This is a genomic window from Rhodococcus sp. YH1, from assembly GCF_009939605.1.
GTDB lineage: Bacteria > Actinomycetota > Actinomycetes > Mycobacteriales > Mycobacteriaceae > Rhodococcus > Rhodococcus aetherivorans.
The window spans coordinates 1-25,109 of sequence record NZ_WVTE01000293.1 but is presented as its reverse complement, the minus strand read 5'-3'; the positions used below and the strand labels follow the sequence as shown (position 1 = coordinate 25,109).

General features: G+C 66.2%; 20 protein-coding genes and 1 pseudogene. 17 read left to right on the top strand and 4 right to left on the bottom strand.

The genetic code is table 11. The annotated features are described in order from the left end of the window. A pseudogene (locus tag AIIKEEIJ_RS31995) lies at positions 1-262 on the bottom strand (acetyl-CoA C-acyltransferase); the annotation flags it as partial. A gap of 204 nt (positions 263-466) precedes the next feature. After that, positions 467-1,486, bottom strand: coding sequence for a phosphotransferase (locus tag AIIKEEIJ_RS31990; protein ID WP_161995371.1), 1,020 nt, complete (start codon positions 1,484-1,486; stop codon positions 467-469). A 508-nt stretch (positions 1,487-1,994) separates the two neighbouring features. Between AIIKEEIJ_RS31990 and AIIKEEIJ_RS31985 the strand changes: the two genes are divergently transcribed. The 15 genes from AIIKEEIJ_RS31985 (at position 1,995) to AIIKEEIJ_RS31915 (ending at position 19,436) form a co-directional block, all read left to right on the top strand. Beyond that, the gene (locus tag AIIKEEIJ_RS31985; RefSeq protein WP_161995362.1) at positions 1,995-3,593 is read left to right on the top strand and encodes a carboxyl transferase domain-containing protein; all 1,599 of its coding nucleotides are present in this window, start codon (positions 1,995-1,997) and stop codon (positions 3,591-3,593) included. Positions 3,594-3,604: 11 nt separating this feature from the next. Further along, complete coding sequence (locus AIIKEEIJ_RS31980) at positions 3,605-5,614, top strand: ATP-binding protein (RefSeq protein WP_338020919.1); 2,010 nt, start codon at positions 3,605-3,607, stop codon at positions 5,612-5,614. Continuing rightward, on the top strand, positions 5,611-7,383 hold the full coding sequence (locus AIIKEEIJ_RS31975) for an acyclic terpene utilization AtuA family protein (protein ID WP_161995361.1): 1,773 nt from the start codon (positions 5,611-5,613) through the stop codon (positions 7,381-7,383). The genes AIIKEEIJ_RS31980 and AIIKEEIJ_RS31975 overlap by 4 nt, the downstream gene beginning before the upstream one ends. Continuing rightward, positions 7,380-8,546, top strand: coding sequence for an acyl-CoA dehydrogenase family protein (locus tag AIIKEEIJ_RS31970; RefSeq protein ID WP_161995360.1), 1,167 nt, complete (start codon positions 7,380-7,382; stop codon positions 8,544-8,546). The genes AIIKEEIJ_RS31975 and AIIKEEIJ_RS31970 overlap by 4 nt, the downstream gene beginning before the upstream one ends. 14 nt (positions 8,547-8,560) lie before the next feature. Then, positions 8,561-9,328 carry an enoyl-CoA hydratase-related protein gene (locus tag AIIKEEIJ_RS31965; protein ID WP_161995369.1) on the top strand — a complete coding sequence of 256 codons (768 nt, stop codon included), beginning with the start codon at positions 8,561-8,563 and terminating at the stop codon, positions 9,326-9,328. A gap of 53 nt (positions 9,329-9,381) precedes the next feature. Next, complete coding sequence (locus AIIKEEIJ_RS31960) at positions 9,382-10,938, top strand: long-chain-fatty-acid--CoA ligase (RefSeq protein ID WP_161995359.1); 1,557 nt, start codon at positions 9,382-9,384, stop codon at positions 10,936-10,938. Between the two features lie 166 nt (positions 10,939-11,104). Further along, positions 11,105-11,800 carry a TetR/AcrR family transcriptional regulator gene (locus AIIKEEIJ_RS31955; protein ID WP_202916715.1) on the top strand — a complete coding sequence of 232 codons (696 nt, stop codon included), beginning with the start codon at positions 11,105-11,107 and terminating at the stop codon, positions 11,798-11,800. 80 nt (positions 11,801-11,880) lie between these two features. Further along, entirely contained in the window at positions 11,881-12,804 is a 924-nt protein-coding gene (locus tag AIIKEEIJ_RS31950; RefSeq protein ID WP_161995358.1) for a LysR substrate-binding domain-containing protein, read from the top strand. A gap of 164 nt (positions 12,805-12,968) precedes the next feature. Continuing rightward, entirely contained in the window at positions 12,969-13,814 is an 846-nt protein-coding gene (locus tag AIIKEEIJ_RS31945) for an SDR family NAD(P)-dependent oxidoreductase (RefSeq protein WP_161995357.1), read from the top strand. After that, complete coding sequence (locus AIIKEEIJ_RS31940; protein WP_161995356.1) at positions 13,811-14,644, top strand: TIGR03084 family metal-binding protein; 834 nt, start codon at positions 13,811-13,813, stop codon at positions 14,642-14,644. Before AIIKEEIJ_RS31945 ends, AIIKEEIJ_RS31940 begins: the two co-directional genes overlap by 4 nt. A gap of 361 nt (positions 14,645-15,005) precedes the next feature. Next, on the top strand, positions 15,006-15,746 hold the full coding sequence (locus tag AIIKEEIJ_RS31935; protein WP_161995355.1) for an SDR family oxidoreductase: 741 nt from the start codon (positions 15,006-15,008) through the stop codon (positions 15,744-15,746). 389 nt (positions 15,747-16,135) lie between these two features. Further along, positions 16,136-16,504, top strand: coding sequence for an EthD family reductase (locus AIIKEEIJ_RS31930; RefSeq protein ID WP_161995354.1), 369 nt, complete (start codon positions 16,136-16,138; stop codon positions 16,502-16,504). 178 nt (positions 16,505-16,682) lie between these two features. After that, on the top strand, positions 16,683-17,804 hold the full coding sequence (locus AIIKEEIJ_RS31925; protein ID WP_238406247.1) for a zinc-binding dehydrogenase: 1,122 nt from the start codon (positions 16,683-16,685) through the stop codon (positions 17,802-17,804). 124 nt (positions 17,805-17,928) lie between these two features. After that, complete coding sequence (locus AIIKEEIJ_RS31920) at positions 17,929-18,210, top strand: acyl-CoA dehydrogenase family protein (protein ID WP_202916714.1); 282 nt, start codon at positions 17,929-17,931, stop codon at positions 18,208-18,210. Positions 18,211-18,539: 329 nt separating this feature from the next. Further along, positions 18,540-19,436 carry an alpha/beta fold hydrolase gene (locus AIIKEEIJ_RS31915; protein WP_161995353.1) on the top strand — a complete coding sequence of 299 codons (897 nt, stop codon included), beginning with the start codon at positions 18,540-18,542 and terminating at the stop codon, positions 19,434-19,436. Positions 19,437-20,452: 1,016 nt separating this feature from the next. Here AIIKEEIJ_RS31915 and AIIKEEIJ_RS31910 read toward each other — a convergent pair. Then, positions 20,453-20,974, bottom strand: a complete 522-nt coding sequence (locus tag AIIKEEIJ_RS31910) for a hypothetical protein (RefSeq protein ID WP_161995352.1) — start codon at positions 20,972-20,974, stop codon at positions 20,453-20,455. Between the two features lie 465 nt (positions 20,975-21,439). Between AIIKEEIJ_RS31910 and AIIKEEIJ_RS33810 the strand changes: the two genes are divergently transcribed. Next, positions 21,440-21,574, top strand: coding sequence for a hypothetical protein (locus tag AIIKEEIJ_RS33810; protein ID WP_274386531.1), 135 nt, complete (start codon positions 21,440-21,442; stop codon positions 21,572-21,574). Positions 21,575-22,387: 813 nt separating this feature from the next. Here AIIKEEIJ_RS33810 and AIIKEEIJ_RS31900 read toward each other — a convergent pair. Next, the gene (locus tag AIIKEEIJ_RS31900) at positions 22,388-23,863 is read right to left on the bottom strand and encodes a glyceraldehyde-3-phosphate dehydrogenase (protein WP_161995351.1); all 1,476 of its coding nucleotides are present in this window, start codon (positions 23,861-23,863) and stop codon (positions 22,388-22,390) included. Between the two features lie 434 nt (positions 23,864-24,297). Here AIIKEEIJ_RS31900 and AIIKEEIJ_RS31895 point away from each other — a divergent pair, with 434 nt between their 5' ends. Further along, a complete protein-coding gene (locus AIIKEEIJ_RS31895; RefSeq protein WP_238406246.1) occupies positions 24,298-24,576 on the top strand; it encodes a DUF4192 domain-containing protein in 279 nt (92 codons plus the stop codon). The last annotated feature ends 533 nt before the right edge of the window (positions 24,577-25,109 follow it).

The window sequence follows — 25,109 nt, the reverse complement described above, 5'->3', positions numbered from 1 at the left end:
GGTTGACGGTCACGCCGGGCAGGAAGTCGTAGCCCAACTGCACCGCGACGACGCGGGCGATGTTGAACCCGGACTGGCCGGCGGGCTGGCCGCAGCCGAGCAGCAGGTCGTCGATCTGGGTCGGGTCCAGCTCCGGCACCTTCGCCAGGGCGGCGGCGACCATCTGGGTGGCCAGGTCGTCCGGGCGCACGGTCTTGAGCGACCCCTTCATCGCCCGCCCGATGGGAGAACGGGCGGCGGAGACAATCACAGCTTCGGGCATCACATGCTCCTTGGGAGTTCGAGGCTGGGCCTTCGCAGACCGAGCCGGTTGGTCATACCGTGCCGTCGTCGGTGGAGCGGACGCGGCCAACGGCGTTCGAGGGCATTCGTCGCGGAAGCGAGCTGGGCGGGAGGTTGGTCGGTTCGCCGATGCTTTGTGGATTCGTCGCCGTCGGGGAGGCGGGAGCAACGTTTACGGAGTTCGTCACGTCAAGGAGCCGAGTCCTGCTGCCAGGAATTCGGGTACCGATTCACCGGCACGGTCGAATCCGGCTCCCACGGTCGCGCCCACGCGGTAGCGGTAATTGATGCCTTCGGCGATGACGGCGACCTTGAAGTAGGCCAGTGCCATGTAGAAGTTCCAGTGGTCCAGGGCTCGGCCTGAGGTCGCGGCGTAGCGCGAAGCCAGATCGTCGGTCGACGGAAGTCGGGGGCTTGTCCAGGCGCCGGGCTCTCCGAGAACGAGATCGAAGGCCGGATGCCGGTACACGCACATCAAGGCGACATCCGTGAGTGGATCTCCGAGAGTGGAAAGTTCCCAGTCGACCACGGCGGCCAATGTGCCGACGTCCTCGGAGGCCAGGATGGTGTTGTCGATGCGGTAGTCACCGTGGACGATGGACGCGTCCGTGTGCGTCGGTACGAGGTCGGTGAGCGCGTCGTACAGTTTGGTGACGTCGACCGAGTCCCGGGTCTTGACCCGGTCCCACTGCTTTGCCCACAGGTCGATCTGTCGTGTGACATACCCGTCCGGCCGGCCGAGTGTGCCCAATCCCACCGCCTGGTAGTCGACGGTGTGAAGTGCGCCGAGCACTCGAATCAGACCGGTCATACACGCGTCGATCTGGTCGTCGGACAGCGCCTCGATGTCCGACCCGGTCCGGAGAACCTGGCCTGAAACGTACTCGACGAGGGTGAACGGAGCCCCGAGGACCGTCTCGTCCTCGCAGAGGATGACGGGTGTGGCCACAGGGACGTCTGTGTGCTGCAGCGCGGATGTGATGCGGAATTCTCGTGCCACGTCATGGGCGGACGGGGTCCGTCCCGTTGTCGGTGGCCTCCGAAGAATCCAGCGCGAGGAGTCGTCGACGATGTGGTAGGTCAGGTTGGATTTGCCTCCCGAAATCAGCTCTGCCCGTAGATCTCCGTCGAGGGGAATGCCCGATCGGCGGAGAAAGTTCTGTAGCGCAGGAAGTTCGAGCCCTCGGTGTTGGGTGGTCAAGATATCTCCTCGTGTTCTGCCGGCGTGGCAGCGCTTGCCGTAGCCGCGGCAACAGCGCGCATGTACGTGTTGCTCGGGCGGGCGAGCGTCTACCTGGTGGCGGCGCCTCTCTCACGGCCGTTACCAGGTTCTGCCTACGGAGGGCACCGCAGCCGTTCGTGTCCCGAGCCCGCGAATGGCACCTACTCAGACGTGTTTCCGTTCGGCTGCTGATCGGGCGTGTCGGCGGCGCGGCGGTCGAGCGACGTACCGGGAGGGCGGTGTCCACCTCGTCTGGCGTGACAGTAGGCATCTGCAGATCAGCATGTCAACTACCGACGAGCTATTTGGCGAGCAAACGGCTATTGGCCGCACTCCAACTGTGAAAATGCCGCCTTCAACACTTGACAAGCTTGTCAAAGAAGGGCTGTAATCGAACAGTCCCACGAACCAGGTCGAACCGGCCGACGACGCTTCGCGGAAACCAGCGGTACGGGCTGCCGCCGAACTCTTAGCGCAATGAGGTGTGTTGATGACTGTGATCGAATCGAAGCTCGATCCGACGTCCGAGATTTTCGAGTGCGACCGACAAGCGATGCTCGCCGCGCTGCGGCCCCTCGAGGAGCTCGCGGTGCAGGTCCTCGAGGCGGGGGGCGGGAAAGCAGTCGACCGTCATCGTTCCCGGGGAAAGCTCCTCGCACGTGAGCGTGTCGATCTGCTGTTGGACGAGGACGCTCCCTTTCTGGAACTGTCCTGCTACGCGGGTGCCCACGATCCCCGATCCCAGCCGGGTGCCCGTCTGATCACGGGTGTCGGCACGGTCAACGGCGTCGAATGCATGATCCTCGCCAACCAGTCGACGGTGAAGGGGGGATCGCTCAACCCCGATGCCGTGGCCAAGCAGCTGCGCGCGCTGGAGATCGCCGAACGCAACAGGCTGCCGCTGATCACACTGGTCGAGTCGGGCGGCGCCGATCTGCCCACCCAGGCAGACATCTTCGTTCCCGGTGGGCGGACGTTTCGTGAACTGACCCGGCTGACCGCTGCCGGCATTCCCACCATCTCCTTGGTGTTCGGCAGCTCGACCGCCGGCGGCGCCTACATGCCGGGCATGAGCGAATACACGGTGCTCGTCAAACACGCCGCCTCGGTCTATCTCGGCGGCCCACCGCTGGTGAAGATGGCGATCAACGAAGATATCGACGACGAAGCCCTCGGCGGGGCCGAGATGCACGCCCGAGTCTCCGGGCTGGCAGATTACCTGGCTGAGGACGAGCACGATGCCATCCGCATCGGCCGCCAGATCGTGGCCGACCTGCATTGGCGCAAGGCCGGTCCCGTCCCGTCACTGCCCGCCGATCCGCCGGCCTACGACGAGGCGGAGCTGCTCGGATGCGCGCCGGCCGACCCACGACGGGCGGTGGAGGTACGGGAAATCCTGGCCCGGATACTCGACGGTTCGCGGTTCGACGAATTCAAACCGCTCTACGGCACCCAGTTGGTGACCGGCTGGGGCTCAATCGCCGGCTACCCGGTCGGCATCCTCGCCAACAACGGCATCCTGTTCTCCGAGGAGGCCAACAAGGGAGCCCACTTCATTCAGCTCGCCAACGCCCACGGCATCCCGCTGTTGTTCGTCCAGAACATCACCGGCTTCATGGTCGGCTCCGCGGCCGAACGCGGCGGCATCATCAAGGACGGGGCGAAGCTGATCAATGCGGTCTCCAACTCGACCGTCCCGCATCTGACCCTCATGGTCGGCGCCTCGTACGGTGCCGGCAACTACGCCATGTCCGGACGCGCCTACGACCCGCGCTTCGTGTTCACCTGGCCGAACCACCGCATCGCCGTCATGGGCGGCCCCCAGCTCGGTGGCGTGATGTCGATCATCCGGCGCACAGCGGCAGCACGGTCGGGCGTCGACTACGACGATGTCGAGGACGCCCGGGTACGCCGCGAGATCGAAGAGATGATCGAGACCCAGTCGAGCGCGGTGTACGCCACCGGGCGCCTGTGGGACGACGGCGTCATCGATCCGCGGCACACCCGCACCGTGCTGGGGTTGGCCCTGTCGGCGACGCACTCGGCCCCCGTCGCCGGCGCGACCCGATTCGCCCCCTTCCGGATGTGAGGAAAACAACCGTGAGCAGCAACCGCATCACCACCCTTCTCGTCGCCAACCGGGGGGAGATCGCACGACGGATCATCCGCAGCGCACGCGCCCTGGGAATCCGCACCGTCGCGGTGTACTCGGACCCGGACGCTCGGTCACCCCACGTCCTCGATGCCGATCTCGCGGTCGCCCTCGGTGGCACCGCAAGCGCGGACTCGTACCTGCGCGCCGACAAGATCATCGACGCCGCCCGTCGAGCGGGTGCCGACGCGATCCATCCCGGATACGGATTCCTGTCCGAAAACGCGGAGTTCGCCGAGGCCTGCCGCCGGGCCGACATCCTGTTCGTCGGCCCCTCACCGGAGTCGATGCGCAGCATGGGCCTGAAGGACCAGGCGAAGGCGATCGCGCGACGAGCCGGAGTTCCGGTGCTGCCGGACGCCGAGATCACCGGTGACGACCCCACAGCCTGGGCGGCGGCAGCCCGCGAGGTCGGCTTCCCACTGCTAGTGAAGGCCACCGCGGGCGGCGGCGGTAAGGGAATGCGCCGGGTCGACGATCTCGACACTCTCGTCGACGCCGTCGCCGGTGCCCGCCGGGAGGCCGCCAGCTCGTTCGGCAATGCGACGGTATTCCTCGAGCGTTACCTGGACAAGGCTCGGCACATCGAGATCCAGGTGTTCGGGGACGCACACGGATCGGCGGTGCATCTCGGGGAACGTGAATGCTCCGTGCAGCGCCGGCACCAGAAGGTGCTCGAAGAGGCGCCGTCACCGGTCGTCGGGCCCGAGCTCCGGGAGAAGATGGGCGCGACCGCGGTATCTCTGGTCCGCGAACTCCGCTATCTCGGCGCCGGTACGGTCGAGTACCTGCTCGACGACCGCACGGGCGAGTTCTTCTTCCTCGAGATGAACACCCGTCTGCAGGTCGAACACCCGGTGACCGAGGAAGTCACGGGCCTGGATCTGGTGGCGCTGCAGCTGCGTGTCGCACAGGGTCAGGCCTTGGGGATCGAACAGGCGGACGTCGTTCCGCGCGGCCACGCGATCGAGGTCCGGCTCTACGCCGAGGATCCCGCCCGTGGTTTTCTGCCCACCCCGGGCCCGCTCCATCTGTTGGAGTACCCGGAGCGTCCGGGGCTGCGCTACGAGGTCGGTGTGTCCGCGCCCGGCGAGGTCTCGGCCTACTACGACCCGATGATGGCGAAGATCATCGCCCGTGCGGACAGCCGCGAGGAGGCGGCCGCCGCGCTCGCCTCGGCGCTGGACGCCACGCGAATCCACGGTCTGGTGACGAACCGCAACTTCCTCGCGGCCCTGCTTCGTGACCCGGACTTCTTGTCCGGCGCAACATGTACCGACTTCCTCGACCATCACCAGGACCTTCTCGATCCTGCTCCCGCCACCCCGACGGTGGTACACCTGGCCGCCGGACTGGCAGCGTCGGTCTCTCGTCGGCGCGCCGCGAACCCGGTGACCGGGTTCGCCGCCCCCGGATTCCGGACGCTCGCCGCAGAGATGCTGACGTCCGCGGTGTGGCAGCCTGTCGGGCAAGAGCCCATGACGGTCGCCTACCGCCTGGCCGCACCGTCCGGCGACACCGAGCTCGTCCTCGACCTGGACGGCACCCGCCAGCGCTTCGACCTGATCGATCTCGGTGCCGACACGGTCCGGGTGCGATACGACGGCGTGGACTACCCGTGTGCCGTCGCGACCCATCGGGACGGCACGATCTGGATCAACGATGCGACCAGCCAGTCCGGCTGGGCACCGCAGCCGCGCCTACCCGACCGCACCGTGCTGGCCGCGTCCGCGGCGGGCCCGGTCAGTGAGGTGCCCGGGACCGTCGTCGCCGTCCTCGTCAGTGAGGGCGACACCGTCGCCGCAGGCCAGAAACTGGTCGTACTCGAAGCCATGAAAATGGAACACCCCGCGCTGGCCGGCGCCGACGGAGTGGTCCAGAAGATCAACGTGTCGGTCGGTCAGTACGTCGACGCGCAGACCGAACTGGTGACAATCGGCGCCGAGGGGGAAGTATGAACACGACGACACCGTTACGCATCGCCAACTGTTCCGGCTTCTTCGGTGACCGCTTGTCGGCAGCCCGCGAGATGATCGACGGCGGCCCCATCGACGTGCTCACCGGTGACTGGCTGGCCGAACTGACGATGGGACTGCTGGCCAAACAGCGACTCCGCACCCCCGGATCCGGCTATGCCCGCACCTTCGTCACCCAGCTCGACGACGTGCTGGGCGACTGCCTCGACCGAGGAATCAAGATCGTGTCCAACGCCGGCGGACTCGATCCGCACGGCTGCGCCGCGCAGGTCACCGCGATCGCCGAGCGACTCGGCCGCACCGTTCGAGTAGCGGTCGTCGACGGTGACGACGCCACCGAGCTGTTCGCACGGGAACGCGCCCGCGGATGGGAAGCTCCGCATCTGGACTCCGGTCAGGCCTTTCCCACTGACGTCGACCCGATCGTCGTCAATGCCTACCTGGGCGCCTGGGGGATCGTCGAGGCATTGCGGGCCGGGGCCGACGTGGTGATCACCGGCCGCGTCACCGACGCCGCCGTCATCGTCGGACCGGCGGCCTGGCACTTCGGCTGGGACCGAACGGACTGGGATGCGCTGGCCGGCGCGGTCGCCGCCGGCCACGTGATCGAGTGCGGTGCACAGGCCACCGGAGGAAACTATTCGTTCTTCACCGAGATCCCCGAGATGAGCGAGGTCGGATTTCCGATCGCCGAGATCTACCCGGACGGCTCCTCGGTCATCACCAAACACCCCGGAACCGGTGGTGCCGTCACGACCGAGACGGTCACGGCGCAGCTGCTGTACGAGATCGACGGCCCCCGCTACGCGAACCCCGACGTCGTCACCCGACTGGACACCGTGCACGTGGAATCGGTCGGTGCCGACCGGGTGCGCCTGTCCGGAGTCCGGGGAGAACCGGCCCCGGCGACCGTCAAGGTCGGTGCGGTGTTCTCCGGTGGATGGCGCAACGACACCACCTTCGTCCTGACCGGAACCCACATCGAGGACAAGGCCCGAGTCGTCCAGGATGCACTGTGGCAACGTATCCCGGACGGCGAGAAGGCATTCGACAGCGTAACCGTGCGGCTGCTGCGTGCCGATCGGTCCGATCCGGCCACGATGGAAGAGGCCGTCGCGCTGCTGACGATCACCGTCACGGGTACGGATCGCCAGCGAGTGAGTCGGTTCTCCCGAGCCGCCGTGGAGATCGGACTGGCCACCTATCCGGGCACGTACTTCACCGCCCCTCCGGGAACCGGCACCGAGTTCACCGTGTTCTGGCCCACCCTCATGCGGTCCGAGCTGTTCGACCAGCGCGTCACCCTCGGCGCGCGCACCTGGACCGTGCCCGGCGCCCCCGCGTCGGCGGAACTGCCCGACATCCACCCACCCACCCCGCCGAGCACGAAGACGTACCACGGACCGACACAGCGGCTGCCGCTCGGCGCGGTCCTGGGCGCACGTTCGGGCGACAAGGCCGGTAACGCCACCCTCGGTGTGTGGGCCCGCACCGACGAGGGCCACACCTGGCTGCGCTCCTGGTGGAGCGAGGACACCGTGCGGGAGTTGCTGCCCGAAGCGGCAGGCTGCGAGCTGCGAATGTGGGAGCTTCCGCTGCTGCGCGCCTGCGGCGTGACCATCGTCGGGTTGCTCGGCCGGGGCGTGGCCGCCAATCCACACCTCGATTCCCAGGCGAAGGGCCTGGGTGAGTATCTGCGCGCCAAACACGTCGACATCCCGACCACCCTACTGCCCCTGGAGACCCGATGACCTCCGCGAACGAGCTCTGGTACACCGACGAGCGTCGCGCCCTCCGTGAGGCCGTGCGCGGCTTCACCCGTCGCGAAATCGTGCCGAACCTGCCGGCATGGGAGGAAGCCGGCGAATTACCCCGATCCCTGCACGAGAAGGCCGCCGAGCTCGGCCTGCTGGGATTCGATTTCCCCGAGAAGGCCGGCGGTGAGGGCGACTTCATCGATCTGATGGTCGCCAACGAGGAGATTATCCTCGCCGGCGGGAGCACGGGGGTTACCTCGGCACTGTTCTCCCATACCATCGGCGCGCCGCATATCGCGGCCGCCGGTGACCCGTGGCAACTCGACGAGTTCGTCCGTCCCGTCGTTGCCGGCACCAAGATTGCGTCTCTCGGCGTCACCGAGCCCGGCACCGGCTCGGACGTCGGCTCCATCACCACTCGCGCGGTGCGTGACGGCGACGAGTACGTGATCACCGGCGGAAAGACCTTCATCACCTCGGGAACCCGCGCGGACTTCGTCACGGTCGCCGCCCGTACCGGCGGCCCGGGCCATCGCGGGGTCTCGTTGCTGATCGTCGAGTCCGATCGCCCGGGCTTCACGGTCGCCTCGAGGCTGAAGAAGATGGGGTGGCTGTGTTCGGACACCGCCGAACTCGTCTTCGACCAGGTGCGGGTGCCCGCCCGTAACCTCATCGGGCAGGAGAACACCGGCTTCCTCCAGATCATGCAGCGCTTCGAATCCGAGCGGCTCACGCTCGCGGTGCAGGCGGTGGCGACCGCAGAACGCTGCGTCGGCCTGGCGAAGGAGCACGCGACGGTCCGCACGACGTTCGGCGTGCCCCTGGCCGAACGGCAGGTGATCCGGCACAAGCTCGCGGAGATGCAGCGACAGACGATGGTGGCACGCACCTACGTCCGCGACGTGACCGCTCGGTGGGCGGCCGGTGAGGATGTCGGCGCGGAGGTCGCGATGGCGAAGAACACCGCGGTCGCTGCCTGTGACTTCGTGGTCGACGAGGCGGTACAGATCCACGGTGGCATGGGCTACATGCGTGAGACCGAGGTCGAGCGGCACTATCGTGACTCGCGCATCCTCGGTATCGGCGGGGGGACGAACGAGATCATGAACGAGATCATCGCCAAGCGGTTGCTGGGCGCACCCCGGGCGGACCGATGACGGCCGCCACGCCGATGAGCCGGCAAGAGCTGGTGCACAGCGACGTCACCCGGGGCATCGCCACCGTGACGCTCGATTCCCCCGGCAACCGCAACGCGCTGTCCTCGCACCTGTGCTCGCAGATGCTCGCCCAGCTGACCGCGGCCCTGCAGGACGACGAGGTCCGTGTCGTCGTCGTAACCCACACCGGACCGGTGTTCTGCGCCGGCGCGGATCTGAAGGAGGACCCGCAACGCAAGGGTGCCGCTGCGCGGGACTTCTGCGCCGTCCTCGAGTTGTTGTGGACCTCCCCGAAGCCGGTGGTTGCCCGCCTCGCGGGCCCGGCACGCGCCGGCGGCACCGGTTTGGTCGCGGCATGTGATTTCGCCGTCGCGGTAGATACCGTCACCTTTGCCTTCACCGAGGTGCGGATCGGGGTCGTCCCGGCGGTCATCTCGGTGCCGCTGCGACACCGAGTCGTGCCGCATGCGCTTCATCGGCTGTTCCTGACCGGCGACACATTCGATGCTCATCACGCGGCGCGCATCGGCTTGCTCAGTGCGGTGGCGCCGCCCGACGAGCTCGAGGGCGAAATCGATCGCCTCGTCGAGATGCTGCTGATGAGCGCTCCGAGGGCGTGGACCGGAACAAAGCAACTTCTCCGGTCCGATGTCCCGTCGATTGCCGACGAGCTGTCGACGATGCAGGACGTGTCGGCGAGGTACTTCCGGTCCGACGAGGCCAGAGAAGGAATGCGGTCATTCGCCGAGCGGCGCCGTCCGACATGGGCTCCGCACAGCTGAGCGGGCACCTCGCCGCGGCGGGGCAGTGACACCAAGACCTTAGGAGAGATGAAATGCAAGGCGGAATCGGGGACTGGATCGTACGGCGTGCCCATCGCCGACCCAACGCGACCGCACTGATCGACGGCGAAAGCGGCCGGACGGTGCCGTACGTGGACCTCGAGCGTGACGTGGCCGCCACGGCGGCCTCACTGCACGAACTCGGAGTGCGCCGCGGGGACCGTGTCGCGATCTTGATGGAGAACTCCATCGAATTCGTGCGCGTGCTGTTCGCCGCGGCGAATCTCGGCGCCATCGTCGTCCCGGTCAACTTTCGGCTCAACGCCCGAGAAGTCCGGTACATTCTCGCCGACTCCGGCGCCCTCGTGCTCGCGGTGTCCGACAGATTCCGGGACCTTGCGACCGATGCCCTGGCCGAGGGCGGGCACGGTGTCCGGCGGATCCTCGTCGAAACCGCCGGTGCGCCGATCGGGGACTACCCTGTCTCGAGGCTCGACGAGTTGCTCACTGCGCCTCGGCGGGGTCCTGATCCGCTCGTTCGCGCCGAGGACACGTGCGTGATCATGTACACCTCCGGCACCACCGGCTCCCCCAAGGGAGCGATGCTCACGCACGGAAACATGCAGTGGAATGCGTTCAACATGGCCACGGTGGGCAGCGGGCTGTCGGGTTCGACGGCGACCATCGCGGTGGCGCCGATGTTCCACATCGGTGCGCTGGGCCTGTCCGTGCTGCCCATCCTCTACGCCGGCGGCACCGTGATCACGGTGCGCGCGTTCGATCCGCACCGGACCCTGGAGTTGATGCAGCGGTACCAGACCACGACCCAGTTCATGGTGCCGGCGATGTGGGCGGCGCTGTCGAAGGTGCCGGATTTCGACTCCTACGACGTCTCGTCGATGCAGTACGTGCTCTGCGGCGGCGCTCCGTGCCCGCTTCCGGTGATCGAGTTCTACCAGCAGCGCGGCTGGATGTTCCTGGAAGGGTTCGGGATGACCGAGGCTTCGCCGAACACGCTGTTGCTGGACGAGGAGTCGGTGGTCTCGCACGCCGGTTCGGTGGGCCGACCGTTCATGCATGTCGACGTGCGGATCGTCGACAACGAGGATCACGATGTCGCGGTCGGTGAGGTCGGCGAACTGGTGCTGCGCGGCCCGAACATTTTCGCGGGGTATTGGGGCCGACCGGCGGAGACGGCCGAAGCCACCCGGGGCGGCTGGTTCCACACCGGTGATCTCGGACGGGCCGACGCCGACGGCTTCATCACTTTGGTGGACCGGAAGAAGGACATGATCATCTCCGGGGGAGAGAACGTCTACCCGATCGAGGTGGAACAGGTCCTCTACCGCCACCCCGCAGTCTCGGAAGTCGCCGTCATCGGCGTCCCGGACGAGAAGTGGGGGGAGACGGTCGTGGCGGTGGTGGTACCCGAGGGCGACGGCATCGACGAAGCAGAGCTGATCGACTACACACGCAACCGCATCGCACACTTCAAATGCCCGCGTCGGGTGGTGTTTGTCGAGGAATTGCCTTACACCGCAACGGGAAAGCTCCTCAAGCGCACACTGAGGGAGCAATTCACCGGTGTGGCTGCGACCGTGCACCGCTGACCCGTGAGAGATGATCGGCCGACCCGTCGGATCGGTGTGCCACGTCAGACCGCTTCCGTCCTCGTGATTCGGCGGCGTCCACGGCTGGATGACTCGCGTGTCATATCATCGACGGACGGGCGTGGCCCCGGCGAGCGGCGGAGCCGTCCCGGAAAGGAGACAGGCAATGGCACAGCCCGTGCGAGCGGCATCTTCGGGCAGCGAGGGTGCGGCTGCGGCTGACAGCAAGGGCAACGGTGGCGGCGGCCAGCCGGTGCCGGTCCAGTCGCTGTCGGCGCGCGGCAAGAGAACCCGTGCCGCGCTCATCCAAGCGGCCCGGGACGCCTTCGAGGAGGTCGGCCTCAACGAGGCCCGGGTCGCCGACATCACACGGCGCGCGGAAGTCTCCTACGGCAGCTTCTACACCTACTTCGAGTCCAAGGAGGAGATCTTCCGGGAAGTGGTCAAGCAGGTGACCGGGGAGATGTTCGAGGCGTCTGCGGTCGGTGACGCGGCGGGCTCGAGCCCTCGGGACCGTTTGGCGGCGGCCAATCGGCGCTACCTGCAGGCGTATGCGCGTAACGCCCGGATCATGGGGTTGATCGAGGAGGTCGCCCCCTACGACTCCTACTCACAGGAGCTGCTCAAAGGGATTCGCGGCCTGTTCCTGGGTCGGATCGAACACGGCGTGCGCCATCAACAGAAAGTGGGTCGGCTCGACCCGGAACTCGATCCGCAGGTCGTTGCCCGGCTCCTCGGCGGGATGATCGAGCAGGTGGCCCGGGCGTCGTTCATCCAGGGCGAGCCGTACGACGAGGATGTCGTCGTCCACACCCTGACCACCTTGTGGTCGAACGCGGTGGGATCCGTGTCCGACGAGTGACCGTTGGTCGAGCAGCAGGCGGCATCTGCCCGGAATTGTGATCTGTACCATATGAGCGAGGCGGGGTAGACGGAGGTGCGATGGACCTGCGACAGCTGCAGTACCTGGTCGCCGTCGCGGAGGAAGGCAGTGTGCGCCGCGCCGCCCGGCGGCTCTACATGGCGCAGCCGCCTCTGTCCCAAGCGTTGCTCCGGCTCGAACGTGATCTGGGTGTCGAGCTCTTCACCCGGACCAGCAGGGGTGTGATTCTCACCGACGCAGGACGAGAACTTGTCGGCCGGGCCCGCGACATCTTGCACCAGGTCGAGGACGCGCGATCCGCCGTGCAGGCGACGGCCCCGGACGACAGCGCGACCTTGCGGATCGGGGCGGTGGCCGGACCGTTGTCCGCCGGCGAGCTCACCAGGCCCATCCTCGAGGCGTTCCGGGCGCTGCACCCCGATGTCACCGTCAGACTGCGGGACACCAGTTTCGCCGATCAGGTCGACCTGGTCGCGAGCGGAGTGATCGATGTGGCGCTTGTGCGTTGCCCCGTCGTGCACGACGACGTCGATGTCATACCGATTGCGGCGGAGCCACGGGCGCTCTTCGTGCGGAGCACACACGAATTAGCGTCCGAGCAAACTCTTTCCGTGGCCGACGTCATCGAGTATCCGATGCTCGGCCTCGATGCGCCGGAGTGGTTCTCGAGTTTCTGGCAGTTGGACCCCGAACGCGGGCATTCCCTGGTCGATACGCAACTCCCACCGGTGTCGACGGTGCAGGGCATCCAGCTGGCGCTGGCAGCCGCCCCGCTTGTCGTGACCGGTTGTGCCACGATGGCGCGATTTGCCCCTTCGCCGTTGATTCGGGCCATCGAGTTGCCCGACGCGAGCCCGTCGATCATCGGGGTCGCGTACCGGCGCGGGGACACCAGACCGGTTGTTCGGTCCTTCCTCGAGGCGGCGGCGACGGCGGCCGCGGAGAACATCGCTCTGCTTCCGAACGCCACCAGCAGCGTCTGAGCCTCCGTCTGCGGGATGGACGCGGCGGGCGTCCAATCGTGCTCCTGCGGGACGAGGACACTTGACCATGTACTTGACATAGATGTCAAATAGATGTCGGTCCTCTGCAGGCACCTTCTGTGCGCTTCTGTGCGCTTCTTCGTCAATCGAAAGGTCTCGAACATATGCACCCTCGCAACGACCCGCCCTGGCTTCAGGGCGCAGGGATCGTCGTCACCGGCGCCGGTAACGGCATCGGCCGCGCGCTCGCGCATCGACTGGCCCGCGCCGGAGCGCGGGTGGTCGTCAACGACCTCGACCCGCACGCATGCATGGCCGTCGCCGAGGAAGTCGGCGGATACGCCGTACCGGGCGATGCGGCAGCCGAAAGTGCCGTACACGATCTGGTCGTGCAGGCACGGCAGGCGATCGGCTCGATCGATGTCTTCTTCGCCAACGCAGGCATCGAGACAGGTGCGGACGACGCGGAACCCGCCTGGGATCGATCATGGAACGTGAACGTGATGGCCCACGTGCGCGCCTTGCGCGAACTCCTGCCCGAGTGGTTGGAGCAGGGGAAAGGACGTTTCGTCGTCACCGCATCGGCAGCAGGGCTGCTCACGATGCTCGGTTCCGGACCGTACTCGGTCACCAAACACGCAGCAGTCGCGCACGCCGAATGGGTCTCCGCCACCTACGGGGACCGCGGCATCACGGTCCAGTGCCTGTGCCCTCAAGGTGTTCGGACCCAGATGTTGCCTACCAACGAGGTCGGCGACGTCGTATTCGGCATTGGCGTTCTCGAAGCCGACCAGGTTGCCGACGAGGTGCTGAACGCCCTCGGCGACGACCGCTTCTACATCCTCCCGCACCCGCAAGTGGCGCAGTACTACGCCATGCGGGCCACCGAACCCGATCGATGGCTGCAGGGCATGCGACGCCTGCGGCGAAAGATCGACAACGCGGCGTCTACCCGCGCTGCACAGCCCAACGCACCGATGACCGACGAAACGACAGGACCGAAATCGTGAGCACATACGCGCACCTCATCGACGACCTTCAAGCCGAGCAGGCGGCTCTCGACGACGTCGTGGCAGCCTTCGGCGACACCGAATGGAACCGTCTCACCCCCGCGGACGGATGGACGAGCCGGCATCAGATCGCTCACCTCGCCTTCTTCGACGCCGCAGCCGAGATGTCACTCACCGATCCCGAGGCGTTCGCCGAACAGCGACACCGAGCAGATCAGGACCCGGACGCCTACAGCATCGCAGTGCTCGAACCGCTGCTCGAGCTGTCTTCGGCACAACTTCTCGAAACGTGGCGACAGGGTCGCCGATCGCTGCTGCACGCGTTCCGTTCGGCCACGCCCGGCGCGCGCCACCCCTGGTACGGGCCTTCCATGAGCCTGGCGTCGATGGTCACCGCCCGGCTGATGGAGACCTGGGCGCACGGGCAGGACATCGCCGATACCGTCGGCGTCGTGCGGCCGGTGACGTCGCGGTTGGAGCACATCGCCCGGATCGCGTGCCTTGCGCTTCCTTTCAGCTTCGTCAATCGTGGCGTGCCGGTACCGGCCACCGGCGTGCGCGTGTCCCTGTCCGTCGCCCCGGACCGGACATGGGAGTTCGGCGACGAGCACCTCGAGGATTCGGTCAGTGGACCGATCGAGGACTTCTGCCTGGTGCTGACCCGCCGACGCCACGTCGCCGACACCGCCCTGGTCACCACCGGGCCGATTGCCAGGGCGTGGATGACGCTCGGTCAGGCCTATGCCGGCCCCCCCGGGCACGGGCGGACGCCTGGTCAGTTCGTGGAGCAGACACCCCAGACCGGGACGGAACAGAGCACACGGGTCTGACCTCGGCCACGACGCGGGCCCACACCGCGAGCATGTCGGTCCTCGCGCATACCGTGTCCACGGCTCATAAATCGTGATTCCCATGTCATGTCCGGATTATGGCTGTCCTTCTGCGGTGATATCGGATAAGTCTCACACGATCAAGCCAAATCACTGACATTCCTGTCATTTATGGGAGATGGTGATGTCGCTGACGCTGTAGACGTTCGGCGGTAGAGGTGCAACGAGCCCGAGACGTTCGAGCAGCCCACCCGGCGCGTCGGCACCAAGAGGCCTTGACCGGCTGCAATCGATAATGTCAGGAGCAGACATGCCATCATTCGGAGTTCACACGCCCGAGTTCCCGTCGACCGGCTGCGCGGTGGTGTTCGGCGCCACCGGGGGAATCGGTGCCGCCACGGCGGGCTTGCTCGCCGAACGCGGCTGTGATGTCGTGCTGACATACCGATCCCGAGAAGCGGACGCGGAGAAACTCGCCACATCGATTCGGGAGCTGGGACGCAACGCGACGGCGCTGTCCTGCGATGTGACCGACCGGGAGTCCGTGGCAGCTGTCGTGGACGCCGCGCTGGCCGAGCACGGTCGGATTCACACCGTGGTGTCGGCCGCCGGCCTGGTCTTCCGCACCCGGCCGTTGATCGAGTTCACCGACGACGAATTCGCCGGCGTAATCCAGACCGATGTTCTCGGCTTCTTCAATATCGCCAAGGCAACCGTGCCGGCGCTGCGAGCCGGAGGCGGTGGCTCGATCACCGCACTGATCACCACAGCGGTGGACCGCACGGTTCCCACGGACGCACTGTCCGCCACACCCAAGGCGGCGGTCGCCATGATGATGCGGATGTTGGCCACCGAAGAAGCCGCCCACGGCATCCGGGCGAACGCGGTCGGCCCCGGCGTGGTCGAAGGTGGAATGGTTCCGCCGATGCGCGATGCCGACCAGGTCACGCGCGACCTTCTGGAGCTTGCCGTGGGACAGACGCCGTTGGCGCGCCTCGCGCTCCCCGAAGAAATCGCGGAGGCGATCGCTTTCCTGGCCTCCAGCAAGGCCTCATACATCACCGGGCAACGCCTGATGGTCGACGGGGGGCTCGCCACCTGAGCGACCCCGATCGTCTTGTGCAACGGGCACCCGTGATTGCGAGCGCACCGGCCACGAGCGACCGCATCAGCCGGATCCAGAGGTGCCCCTGAAGCTGTCAACTTTCCTGAGACAGAACGTATTCGAGGTGGATTCCTATCACTTGGGGCAGTCCAGTGCGAGGGGGCGGGCCGACGCCGGTTCGGGGGTACCACGCCCGGACTCGAGCAGACGGAGCGCTCACTTCGAGTCGACAGCACGATCCTGTGACAGCGGGTGATGGAGCTCCCTCCCGTACTGGCTCACTTCCCCTTGGGAATCCATCGGTGAATGGCGGGGCTGGTCAGGGCAAGAACAACACAGCTCGACCGAAGTTTTCCCACCGCTGCCGAATAGTGAATGGAGATGGCATGTTCAAGGCTTACGTCATGATCAAAAGGAAGCCAGGGACCACGCTTGAGGAGTTCATCACCTACTACGAGAACAAGCATGCCCCCCTGGCTGTCAAAATGGTTCCGGGCTTGCGCAGATATGTTCGGCACTACTTGCGGAATTGGGAGAATGGCACCTACCGGTCGGACATGGAGGCGCCATACGATGTAGTCACAGAGATTTGGTTCGACGATCGTGCGGCTTTCGATGTCGGCATGGCACACCTGACTTCACCGGAAACAGCCGCCGTCATCGGCGCGGACGAAGAGAAGGTCTTCGATCGACAGTCGATCACCTTTTTAACTGTCGACGACGAACGGGAAACCGATCCCAGCGAATTCATCTGACGATCATCTGCGCAAAGACAGGTGTGCTTCCTCGCCCCAAGTCGGCGTGTGCTCGTAGCCGAGATGTCACGTCGAGCGGGATCGATGACGGTGCGCACGTAGCGGTCCCGGCGACCTGCCTGGACCGCCCATCGGCGCTCCCAGACCCGGCGGCCGGTCACCGGCGCGTACCGCGGCCATGGACGCGGCTGCGGTACGCCACCGCACCCCTCCACACCACCCGACCCGCCACCACACCGCCGCCGCATCGATCGATGGTTGTGGCACCGCGGGATCCGGACACATCCGCTACCACGTCAGTTATGTCGCTCAACAAGAAAGAAGGCTCACCATGAAAGCTTGGATGTTCAAAGGTCTCGGGTCTCCACTCGAGCTCGTCGATCTGCCGGACCCCACGCCGGCCCCCGGTGAAGTCGTGGTCGATCTCAAGGCCGCGGGCCTGTGCCACAGCGATGTCGGCATCACCGACGGCACCCTGACGGAAGTCCTCGGGTTCACTCCTATCATCCTGGGACATGAGGCCGCCGGCATCGTCTCTGCCGTCGGAAAGGGCGTGACCGATGCTGCGATCGGCGACCGCGTCGCGATCAGTGCCATGGGCGACGGACAGAGCGGCGTCATCGGCCAGAAGACGATCGGCATCGGACGCCACGGCGCGTACGCACAGAAGACGATCGCCCCGGCGAGCGAACTCATCCCCATCCCCGACGGGGTCCCGTTCGTCCAGGCCGCTGCAGCAACCGACGCAGGAATGACCTCATACCATGCGGTTTTCGTCCGCGGTGGTCTGCGTCCGGGCATGAAGGTCGGCATCATCGGCCTTGGTGGACTCGGCATGACCGGGGCTCGCATGGCAGTTCTCGGCGGTGCCGAAGTCTATGCCGCCGAGATCAATGCGGAAGTCCACGCCGCAGGCCTCGAGCGGGGCGTCAAGCAGGTCGTCAACGACGTCACGGAACTGGCCCCCTTCGGTCTCGACCTGATCGTGGACTTTGCGGGCTTCGGAACGACCACGGCCGGCGCCATCGAGGCGGTCCGACACGGCGGCCGGATCGTCCAGGTCGGAGTCGGTCGGCAGGAAGCAACGATCAACACGTATCTGCTGGCGATGAAGGACTTGGATCTGGTCGGTTCGGTGGGCGGCACCCCAGCGGACACCGTCGAAGTCATCAAGTTCATTGCTTCCGGGGGCCTGACGATCGCCACCAGGACGATCGGATTCCACGACATTCCTGCCGGCCTGGAAGAACTCGCCCGCGGCGTGAAAGGCCAGCGTCTGGTAGCTAGCATCGATGATTGACCCCGTAGATCGGGAGACCCCTGATCCGCAATGCTTGCCAGAAGCCTCGGACAATCCGGAGTAACGACTTACGCCCGCCTCCATAGAACGGTTCCGCGCTGCCATCTGAGCACCGCTGTCCTAGGTGCACCAGCAGGCACGACATGCGGACCACACGGGGATGCCCGATCGGCCGGATCGGGCATCCCCTCTGCACAGTTGCCTGCAGGAAGCCGCGCTCTGCAGACTGATCGCCTCCGAAATCGCCAACAAGGTGGCCTACCGAGTCAGCCAGTGGCACGGCGGCTACGAATTCATCGACGAATACGACGTCGCACGGCACTTCCGGGACGCTCGCGTCCTGACCACCGGCGAAGGCACCTCCGAGGTACAGAAACTGCTGATCGCCCGCAGCCTCGGCTTCTAACCGCCCAGGTGCACGCGCCGGCACTTCGCCGGCACAGGGCGTGCACCTGTCGTGGTGCACGACCCAGCCGAGGGTACGGCGGCCCCATCAGTCGACCGTGGCCGACGTCCCGCGCAAGCACCGCCGTGCCGCTCGTGCTCGATAGAGCGTGGAGCCAGCCCGGCTTGCAGCCGATCCGTGGGAGTACTCCTTGATCTTCAATAACGGCTATCCGACTCCCGTCAGGTGCGGGAGGAGAACACGCAGCTCCCGTGCGGAAGGAATCATTGTTCCCCGGTAGGGCAACATGAGGGCACGTGCTCGACTCGATGATCTGGGTGAGGAACTCCATGGACCCGATAGCCACACAGTGCGAATTCCGCGGTGCCGGTGTCACCCTTGCCGCCGACCGGTGGGATCCACCGCAGGATGCCGGCGAGGCGGGCGTCGACAGGAAAGGCGTGGTGCTGTTGCTGCACGGCGGCGGCCAGACCCGGCATTCCTGGCGCAACACCGGACGCAACCTCGCGGCGGACGGTTGGTCCGCCGTCGCGGTGGACGCCCGGGGACATGGCGACAGTCAGTGGGCCCCGGACGGGGACTACGGCATCGACGCGTTGGTCGCCGACCTGACCTCGATCGTCGGCGCGCTGGGGGAGAAGCCGGTCCTGGTCGGTGCCTCGATGGGCGGGATGACGTCGTTGATCGGGCAGGGAGAAAATCCCGCACTGGCGCGTGGTCTGGTCTTGGTCGATATCGCACCGAGGGTGGAAACCGGCGGTACCGCGGAGATCATGGCGTTCATGCGCAGTGGTCTCGAGGGTTTCGCGAGTCTGGACGACGCGGGGGCAGCGGTCGCGGCGTACACCCCGAACCGGGTGCGCACGCCGAATCCGGACGGGTTGCGCAAGAACCTGCGCCTGCGTGAGGGGCGCTGGTACTGGCATTGGGATCCGGCGTTTCTGCGCCAGGGTGACGAGCCCACGCGTCAGGCCGACTCGATCGTGCGGTACGAGCGTGCCCGGGTGGCTGCGGCCGCGATCACCGTTCCGACGATGCTCGTGCGGGGCGCGCAGTCGAATGTGGTCAGCGAGGAAGGTGCCCAGGAACTGCGTGAGCTGATCCCGACGGCCACCGTGATCGATGTGCCCGGGGCCGGCCATATGGTCGCCGGTGACGACAACGATGTCTTCAGTGGGGGATTGAAGGGTTTTCTCGACGCCGACGTGCTCGCCGCGCGTCGCTGACGCCCTCGCAAGTAGTCGCCGAGGGTTCGTCTCGGGTTTGCGTCGGTATCGGTGGCCTCGGGGATCGGGTGCGCCGCGAGACCGGTTGTCGTCCGACCGGGAGAGTCGGCGACCCGTTCGGTGGTGCCCGCACACGAGGTGCGCGGATTCGAGGTGTAGGCCCGGCCGTCCCTCGGTGATCAACGATGGACACGCGTTGTGCAGCGGTACCAACTCCACGCTGAGTTCGACGATCGACCACGAGCAGGAAGGGGGGACACGGCTATGGTCGAAAGCTCCTACGTTGCTCCTCCGACGAAGCCCACCAGCAGCCCTGCCAGGGTGAATCACGCGCGACCGGATCGGTCATCAGATGCAATATGAAGTGCGCAAGTTGACGTAATATAGGTTATCGGCATTTCGTTTCACAATGCGCCACAACAGTTTTCGTGCGATACCGGTGAAGGAGCTCGCGGAAAACGAGGTGGGGCGAGTGCACATGCACAGTCGATCGGCAGTGCTGGCGCAGCCCCGGCGCTGTGTGTCGCCGTCGACGCTGCCAGAGCGATCGGCTGGGACGGTCCCGGTTCGGAATGAGTCTGAACTCGCGTTCCTGCGCGACGTGTAGCGCCAGCGTCATGGCATCGCGTTCGACCCGGCGTTACGTCCAATCCCGCTGCACAACAATACTATTGATGGATAACCGGAATTATCCATCATGGACAATCACGAGTTGCAGAAGACGCGAACCCGTGACGTCCACCATCTTCGGACGCTATGACACGTCCCTGTCGATCGCTCACAAGCGTGCTGAACTGCGGCTTCGTGCCCGGCTGGTGCGCCCCGAATCCGCACTGGTCTGATGCTGCACCCTCAAAGGGGCGTACTTGCTGCCGACGGCCCTCACCTGCACCTTTCTGGCCTGGTGCTTGCACCAAACCTGCCTGTCTGGCACTGTGATGAGTGCACGGGGCATTAGCTCCGGTGAAGTGGACCCGGCAGCCTTCCGGACGGTTGGTGAGCCGGGTTTCGCGTTTCTACCGCACTGCCACGGTCTTGGTGATCAACGGCCGGGCCCGGGCAGGCCATTCGCCGCCCTTGGCCAGACCCCAGGCGACCGCGTCGGGAATCCACAGCATCGGTTCCTGCTTGGCGCGCAGATGGTGATACGTCAGCCGATCCCGGATCCCGTGTTTGCCGGTGGCGTCGAACAACGTGCGGCGATCGGACTTGACGGTGGAATCGTCCTGCTCGAGCACCAGACGCGAGACCGACAGCTCGGCAAGATCGCCGACCAGTGCCTCGAGGCATCGTGGGCGCCCCACCTTGGGTGTCAGCCCGGTCGCGTCGTAGACGTGCACCTGCACGTCCAATGTCACCAGGGCCGAGCAGATCGTGCGTCGGCGGGCATCGCGCTCGGACTTGAAGTGGATCCGTTCCTGACCCTTCATTCTCAGCGCCGTCAACGTTCTGCGCGCCTGATCGAGCGCCGACGGATCCGCCACTGCGGCCACCACCAAGATGCCGCGGACGGTGTTCTCATCGACGAAAGCCTGCACGAGAGGTCAGCCTAGAGCGACGCCACTTTCCCCTTCCGGATCCCCCTTCGATACGCACCAGAGACAGGTGCGCACCTCGAGGGCCCACATCTCTCCACCCGCGTACTTTCGATGCGCCCACTGTCGACACGGCCGCAGGAGGTCGACCGTCCTCGGGCCTGCCGACTGTCACCGGTCCGGGGGTGCAGCGGCCGGGCGCACCGCTCGGGCCATCGCGCCGGCATCCCGGGGCGCCCCGGTTTGATTTCCGGCACCGAGTGCCGTAAATGTGGTTGAAGGTTGCACGACCGTCGCCGTCGACTCGGCGAGGCCCGCTGCCGCGCACCGCCACCCCCTGCCGGCGGTGCGCGCGCACCTCGGGCCGACGAGTCGCCCCTCCCGGACGCCCCGCCTTCCCCTGGGGCGGGGTGTCCGGGCCCTCCCCGTCGCCAGGCGGCCACTCGCAGAAGGAAGAGGCACGTTTTGATGATCTCCACCCTGGTCCTCCGTCCGGTGGCCCGCACCCTTGCCGTCGCGCTGATCTTCGCCGATGCCGTCCTTGCCACCCGGGTGCCGCCGCTGCCCGACTGGGACGACGCCGGCCATCCCGCCCGCTACTGAACACCCACGGCCGTTCCGAGTACCGCATCCTGCTCCGAACAGACCTGCATCGCACCGACGCCGCCGTGGCATACCCCGCACTCCGATCGATGACACGCGCTGGCGGACACATGCGTGCGCTGCATGCATGCCAGGCATGCAGCATTCGCATCGCAGCGGACCGGGCCTACGGCTCGACACCGCCGCCCCGGGTCTTCGCACTCGGTAGGCGCTTGTGTCGCCTGCGGGCCGAGGCGCTCGCCCCGGCCCGCAGCGCAGCCGCGTTCGTACTCGCTCGCAGCCCTGCTGGGCGTGCTTGTCCGGCATGGTTGACCGGAGCTCACGGGCGGCATTCCTGCTCCCCCGGCTCGATGCTGCGTCGCAGGCAGGGCCCACAGTTCTGATTGTCCAACGATGCGAAACGAACGTCCCGCCAGAATTCACACCGCAGAGCCAATGACCGGTGCTGATCCCACTCCCGCAGCGCCGCCACGTACCGGGCATGTGGGGCGGTGTCCCGTTCGATGCTGAGCTCGAGAACGGGAAATCCAGCCGCCGCATCGCTCCGGCGACCCTCACCCGGACCGCTCGGCCGGTGAAGTCCTCGAACGGATGCACGTGCAGCGCAGCTCGACCGTGGCGTGGGAGTCCTTCGGCGGTTCGCCTTCCGGAACCGTGAATCGCCAGTACGTGACAGGCGACAGTTCGTCTGTCAGGACGGGCCTGCCCGATTCAGCCCGGTAGACGCTCGTGGTGCCGAACTCTCCACGATTCGGTCCCATACCGCTGCTGCCACGGCATTCACCCCGCAGACGACCCCTCGCAGGTGCGATGTCACTGGGCAGTGGCAGGCGAACCGACCGGCTCCACGGCAGCGCTGCCCGTGGCGGGGTAGACGGCGTACTCCACGCCCGAGAGGTACTGGACGGTACGCACCACCTGGCATGAGTAACCGAACTCGTTGTCGTACCAGACGTAGAGAATGGCGGTGTCACCGTCGACGATTGCCGCGTTGGCGTCAATGATGCACGCCGCGCGTGAACCGATGAAGTCGCTGGACACGGCGTCGGTTGCCGCGGTGTAGTCGAGATTCCGACTCAGGGCGCCTGTCAGCGATTCCTGACGAAGATGTTCGAGCACTTCATCTTTGGTGGTCTCACGCCCCAGCTGAAGGTGGAGGATGGCGACGGAGACGTCTGGGGTGGGTACGCGGATCGAGTTGCCGGTGATCCTGGCCTGAAGGCCGGGGAGCGCCTTCGCCACGGCCGACGCGGCACCTGTTTCGGTGAGCACGAGGTTGAAGGGCGCCGATCGGCCGCGCCGATCGGCCTTGTGGTAGTTGTCCAGCAGGTTTTGGTCATTGGTGAAGGAGTGCACGGTCTCGACGTGGCCTCGCGCGACACCGAACTCGTCGTCCATGGCCTTCAGGGGCGGGACAATGGCATTGGTGGTGCACGATGCGCACGAGACGATGTTCTCGGTCGGGTCGAGGTCGCGGTGATTGACCCCGTGCACAATGTTGGGCACGTCGCCCTTGCCGGGCGCGGTGAGCACCACCTTGGCCACCCCCGGGCGGAGGTGCTGCGACAGCCCGGCGCGATCGCGCCAGATCCCGGTGTTGTCGATCAGGATGGCGTTGTCGATGCCGTACTCGGTGTAGTCGACGCTCGTCGGATCGTTGCTGTAGATGAACTTGATGACGTTGCCGTTGGCGATCAGGGTGTTGTTCTCTGGGTCGACCTTGATCGTGCCGTTGAACTGCCCGTGGACCGAGTCGCGACGCAGCAGCGAGGCGCGCTTGGTCAGGTCGTCACTACCTCCCTTTCGGACCACCACGGCGCGCAAGTTCAACCCATTTCCCGAGCCGGCCTTTTCGATCAGCAGTCGAGCCACCAGTCGACCGATGCGCCCGAATCCGTACAGGATCACATCCTGCGGCTGCGGAGACGTCGGAGCGGTACCGGCCAGTTCGGCAAGACTGCGTGCAACGAACTCAGGGATCGGCACTCCGTCGCCGTTCGCCCGGTAGTTCATCACCAGGAGTCCGAGATCGATCTTGGAGGGCCGGAGGTCGAGATGCGTCAGTGCCTCGAGGAAAGGGAACGTCTCTTCGACGGACAGCTCGTCGCCGCTGATCTGTCGGGCGAAACGATGGGTTCGCAGGATGCTGATGACCGACTTGTTCACCAGGGAGCGGCTGTGAAGCAGAATGGTCACCGAGCGCGTGCGGTGTAAGCCACCGATGATCGGGATCATCGCTTCCGCAAGAGCCTCCTCGGAGTTCCACTGTGCCAATTCTGCTGTGCTCACTGTGCTCCTCTGCCTTTCCGGCTCGTGGGACACGTCCGGTGGTTGGATGCCGGCCCGGACGAGACGCACGTCACTCGCCGGTCAGCGTTCCGGATCGGTGGAACAGTTCGCGACCGACGCCGATCAGGACGTGCGCAACACCAAGCATATGGAAGCGCTCCCTCGGATCGACAAGCCGGTCGCCGAAACCGTCCCGGGGGCGTGGAGCTGCCGCCTCACGCGAAGAATGCCACGGACAACCTGCTGTCCTATCCATCAGTAGCAGCAGGAGGAGGCTTCTTCGTGTGAGTGAGCGGCGGCGGCGCACAGCAGCAAGCAGAGGCCGATACTCCCCCTCGCTGCGGTGTGGACGCAGGTCACATCCTGGTGGATCGGATTCGGTCACGTTCCAGCGGGTGCACGCGGGAAGGCGCATGTGCGCGCCCTCCGCGACCATGGCGAAGAAGAATGGGGCGAGTGGCAGCGTTGACGGTTGCCGGGTCTTCGCCTACGTCGACGTCCAGGGACCGGACGCAGGGTGCGCGTTCGACGCCGCCCGTGAGAAAGCGGCGTTGCATCCGCTGTCCGACACGCGCCTGCTCGGCCTTGTCGAGCAGGCACTCGAGGTCGGCTTGCACCCGACGAAGTTGCGCACCCTGTCCGGCACGGGAGTCGGGATCATGCGACGCGACTTCGGGGTCGAGTTGCCCGCGCCCGGCAACGACTGCCTCTGACAGCGCAACACAGGCGAGGCTCCCGGAATCCCTGGTTCCGGGGGCCTCGCCCGTGGCGTAGGAACGTCGTTCCGGCACGAGCCGGAATGACGTGGGCGCCACCACTACCGCGTCCAGCACAACCGGGCGCGTACGGTCGCCACGTCTCGCACCTCCAGCACGAACACCACCTCGATCCGATCGCCGGTCGGTCGCCGGACGGCACCAGCAAAGATGCCGTCGTGGCGCTGTTCGCTGCCGCCGATCCGGCCGGATTGATCGGCTGGGACGGTCCCGGTCCCGAACCCGTGTTCCCACGCCAAGCGGGCACAGGCACCATGGCACCTTCCTCGCCCGTCGTTCCGTCCAACTCTGCTGCACCGCAACATGAGTGGTGGGTAATCGTGCTTATCCACCACACCTGGTGGGGGCTCACCGGCCTGCCGTCGAGCAAGGACCAAGCGTCACGCCTCAGAACATGTCGATGGTGTGTGGGCTCGAGGGGTTCAGAGTCCGGGTATCGGGGGCAGTTCCGGTAGGGGGAGCGGCGGGGG

Excerpts from the sequence above, each read along its gene's own strand:
- AIIKEEIJ_RS31985 (WP_161995362.1), top strand. The coding sequence starts at position 1,995 with ATGACTGTGATCGAATCGAAGCTCGATCCGACGTCCGAGATTTTCGAG.
- AIIKEEIJ_RS31975 (WP_161995361.1), top strand. The coding sequence starts at position 5,611 with ATGAACACGACGACACCGTTACGCATCGCCAACTGTTCCGGCTTCTTC.
- AIIKEEIJ_RS31970 (WP_161995360.1), top strand. The coding sequence starts at position 7,380 with ATGACCTCCGCGAACGAGCTCTGGTACACCGACGAGCGTCGCGCCCTC.
- AIIKEEIJ_RS31965 (WP_161995369.1), top strand. The coding sequence starts at position 8,561 with ATGAGCCGGCAAGAGCTGGTGCACAGCGACGTCACCCGGGGCATCGCC.
- AIIKEEIJ_RS31960 (WP_161995359.1), top strand. The coding sequence starts at position 9,382 with ATGCAAGGCGGAATCGGGGACTGGATCGTACGGCGTGCCCATCGCCGA.
- AIIKEEIJ_RS31955 (WP_202916715.1), top strand. The coding sequence starts at position 11,105 with ATGGCACAGCCCGTGCGAGCGGCATCTTCGGGCAGCGAGGGTGCGGCT.
- AIIKEEIJ_RS31950 (WP_161995358.1), top strand. The coding sequence starts at position 11,881 with ATGGACCTGCGACAGCTGCAGTACCTGGTCGCCGTCGCGGAGGAAGGC.
- AIIKEEIJ_RS31945 (WP_161995357.1), top strand. The coding sequence starts at position 12,969 with ATGCACCCTCGCAACGACCCGCCCTGGCTTCAGGGCGCAGGGATCGTC.
- AIIKEEIJ_RS31930 (WP_161995354.1), top strand. The coding sequence starts at position 16,136 with ATGTTCAAGGCTTACGTCATGATCAAAAGGAAGCCAGGGACCACGCTT.
- AIIKEEIJ_RS31925 (WP_238406247.1), top strand. The coding sequence starts at position 16,683 with ATGGACGCGGCTGCGGTACGCCACCGCACCCCTCCACACCACCCGACC.
- AIIKEEIJ_RS31915 (WP_161995353.1), top strand. The coding sequence starts at position 18,540 with ATGGACCCGATAGCCACACAGTGCGAATTCCGCGGTGCCGGTGTCACC.
- AIIKEEIJ_RS33810 (WP_274386531.1), top strand. The coding sequence starts at position 21,440 with ATGATCTCCACCCTGGTCCTCCGTCCGGTGGCCCGCACCCTTGCCGTC.
- AIIKEEIJ_RS31895 (WP_238406246.1), top strand. The coding sequence starts at position 24,298 with ATGGCGAAGAAGAATGGGGCGAGTGGCAGCGTTGACGGTTGCCGGGTC.